The sequence below is a fragment of the Methylobacterium sp. B1 genome (genome assembly GCF_000333255.1).
Classification (GTDB): domain Bacteria; phylum Pseudomonadota; class Alphaproteobacteria; order Rhizobiales; family Beijerinckiaceae; genus Methylobacterium; species Methylobacterium fujisawaense.
The window spans coordinates 1-3,244 of record NZ_BACT01000240.1 but is presented as its reverse complement, the minus strand read 5'-3'; the positions used below and the strand labels follow the sequence as shown (position 1 = coordinate 3,244).

2 protein-coding genes are annotated in these 3,244 nt (G+C 72.0%); one reads left to right on the top strand and one right to left on the bottom strand.

All coding sequences use genetic code 11. From position 1 onward, the window contains the following. Positions 1–117 precede the first annotated feature (117 nt). Entirely contained in the window at positions 118–2,499 is a 2,382-nt protein-coding gene (locus tag I53_RS06755; RefSeq protein WP_043348228.1) for a UvrD-helicase domain-containing protein, read from the bottom strand. A gap of 500 nt (positions 2,500–2,999) precedes the next feature. On the opposite strand from I53_RS06755, the gene I53_RS06750 reads away from it, so the two are divergent. Beyond that, positions 3,000–3,244 (top strand): hypothetical protein (locus tag I53_RS06750; RefSeq protein WP_043348225.1); only part of this gene is annotated, 245 nt, incomplete at its 3' end.

The following is a 3,244-nucleotide window of genomic DNA, read 5'->3' as shown; positions in this document are numbered from 1 at the left end:
GGAGGGGGAGAGCGATGACGCGGCATCCGGCACGATCACGATCCTCCCCGCCCGCAGGGGCGAAGCCGGCCGACCCTGCCGCCCTGAAACGTCCGGGCTTGGTCGGCGGGACGGGCCTCACCCGGCCTGGATGAAGCTGTCGAGCACCATTTTCTGGCCGGCCTTGTCGAAGTCAACGGTGAGCTTGTTGCCATCGACGCCCGCGACCGTTCCGGGGCCGAACTTGGTGTGGAAGACCCGCTGGCCGGCCTGGAAGGCCGAGGGCGCGCCCGTCGACTTGGCGATCAGCTCGCCCTCGATCTGGCGGGGTCCGCCGGACTGGCCGCCGGAGCGGCCGCCCGGGCCCGCCGACCGGAAGCCGCCGCCGGACCCGGACCGGCCACCCGGCGCGGTGTTGGCCTGCGCCCGCTGCCAGCCCGGCGTGCCGTAGCTCGATCCGAACGGCGCCGGGTTGCGGTCGAACCGCGAGGCGCCGGCCGAGAAGTGGGCGGGGGCCTCGACCACGTCGACGGCGGTCTCGGGCAACTCGTCGATGAACCGCGACGGGATGGTCGACGACCAGAGCCCGTGGATGCGCCGGTTGACCGCGAAGGACAGCTTCGCCCGCTTGCGCGCCCGGGTCAGGCCCACATGGGCGAGGCGCCGCTCCTCCTCCAGGCCGGCGCGGCCGCTCTCGTCCAGCGCCCGCTGGTTCGGGAACAGGCCGTCCTCCCAGCCGGGGAGGAACACGGTGTCGAATTCGAGCCCCTTGGCGGCGTGGAGCGTCATCAGCGAGACCCGCTCGGCGCCCTCGGCCTCGGAGGCCTCCATCACCAGGGAGACGTGCTCCAGGAAGGCCGCGAGGTCCGGGAATTCCTCCATGGAGCGGACGAATTCCTTCAGGTTCTCCAGCCGGCCGGCGGCGTCGGCCGAGCGGTCCTTCTGCCACATCTCGGTGTAGCCGGATTCCTCGAGGATCGTCTGCGCGACCTCGCTGTGCGGCTGCGCCTCCACCAGTCGCGCCCACCGTGCGAAGCTCTCGGTGAGCGCCCGCAGGGTCGAGCGGACCCGGGGCTTCAGCTCGTCGGTCTCGCACAGGCGCTCGGCGGCGATCCGAAGGGGCAGCCGGTTGGCGCGGCCGTAGGTGTGGAGCTGCTGCAGGGTGGCGTCGCCCAGGCCGCGCTTGGGCGTGTTCACGATCCGCTCGAAGGCGAGGTCGTCGCTGACGTTCACGGTGGCGCGCAGATACGCCAGGGCGTCGCGGATCTCGGCGCGCTCGTAGAAGCGCGGGCCGCCGATGACCCGATAGGGCAGGCCGAGCTGGACGAACCGATCCTCGATCTCGCGCATCTGCGCGGAAATCCGCACCAGCACGGCGATCTCCGACAGGGGATGCTGCTTCACCTGGAGGGATTCGATCGATTCGGCGAGTATCCGCGCCTCCTCCTCGGAATCCCAGGCGCCCGTGACGGTGACGCGCTCGCCCGGCTCGTCGTCGGTGCGCAGGTTCTTGCCGAGGCGGCTCTCGTTCTTGGCGATCAGCCCCGAGGCGGCGGCGAGGATATGGCCGGTGGAGCGGTAGTTGCGCTCCAGCCGCACCACCACCGCGCCGGGGAAATCGTGCTCGAAGCGCAGGATGTTGTCGACCTCGGCGCCGCGCCAGCCGTAGATCGACTGGTCGTCGTCGCCCACGCAGGCGATGTTCTTGCGCTGTTGCGCCAGCAGGCGCAGCCACAGGTACTGCGCGACGTTGGTGTCCTGGTACTCGTCCACCAGGATGTAGCGGAACCGGTCCTGATAATTGGCCAGGACGTCGGGGTTCTCCCGCCAGAGCTTGAGGCAGAGCAGCAGGAGATCGCCGAAATCGACGGCGTTCAGCGTCGCGAGCCGGGCCTGGTAGGCGGTGTAGAGCGCGCCGCCCTTTCCGAAGGCGAACGAGGCAGCCTCGCCCGGGGGCACCTGCTCGGGGCCGAGGCCGCGGTTCTTCCAGCCGTCGATGGCGTGGGACAGGGCCCGGGCCGGCCAGCGCTTCTCGTCGACGTTCTGGTCGGCGATCACCTGCTTCATCAGCCGGAGCTGATCGTCGGTGCCGAGGATGGTGAAGTCGGATTTGAGCCCGACCAGCTCGGCATGGCGGCGCAGGATCTTGGTGCCGATGGCGTGGAAGGTGCCGAGCCAGGGCATGCCTTCGCCGGCGGGGCCGATCAGCGTGCCGATCCGGTGCTTCATCTCCCGGGCGGCCTTGTTGGTGAAGGTCACCGCCAGGATGTCGAAGGGGCGCGCCCGCCCGGTGGCGATCAGGTGGGCGATGCGGGTGGTCAGCACCCGGGTCTTGCCGGTGCCGGCGCCGGCCAGCACGAGGATCGGGCCCTCCGTGGTCTCGACGGCGCGGCGCTGCTCGGGATTGAGCCCCTCGAGATAGCCGGCGGCGTCGCGGCGGAGGGCGCCCATGGCGCGGGCGGTGATGGACGTGGCGGGCGCGCCGTCCCCGGCGGGCTGCGCTTGCGGGCGGTTCTGCATCCCGCATCCCTGGACCAAATCGCGAACGGCGTCGAGGCCGTTCGCGCCGCCGAGGGGGCGCGGAGCCATGAAGCGCGGCTGTCCGCGCTGGGACGATCCGCGGCCTTCGGGGCCCGTGGCCGGCTGCGGGGCGCCGCCGTCTCCCCGGTGGCCGCGCATCGGCACGTGTGTGATCGGGGGCCGACAGCGGCGGCGGAGCGCGACAAGCCCCCTCTCCCGTGCGGGAGAGGGTTGGGGTGAGGGACCAGGTCCTTCCGGAGAAGTCGCATCCCTCACCCTGTCCCTCTCCCGCACGGGAGAGGGGACCCGCGCCCGGTCCGGAACCCCTCGCCCGGGGTGCCGCGGACAGCCGCGCGCACCGCTCCGGACCGTGGCATCGCCGCTGGCGCTCCCGGGGGCTTATCGTGCTATGGCCGTGACAACTGACTCGCGGGGGCACGCGGGGCACGGCGGCACGGTGATGGCGCGGCCTCGCGGAGAGATGGTGCGGAACAGGACCATTGCGTGATCTTCTGACCGCGCTGGCGTGCGCCGTCATCCTGGTTCTCGTGGCGGCGCTCGCCGTTCCGCCCTTCGTCGACTGGCAGGCCCATCGCGCGCTCGTCGACCGGGCGCTCGCCCGGTCCCTCGGCGTCCCGGTCCGGACCGACGGCCGGATCGAGGTCCGGCTGCTGCCCTCGCCGCGGCTGCGCGTGGACCGCCTGCATCTCGGCGCCGATCCGGACCGGCCGAGCCTGGACGCCCG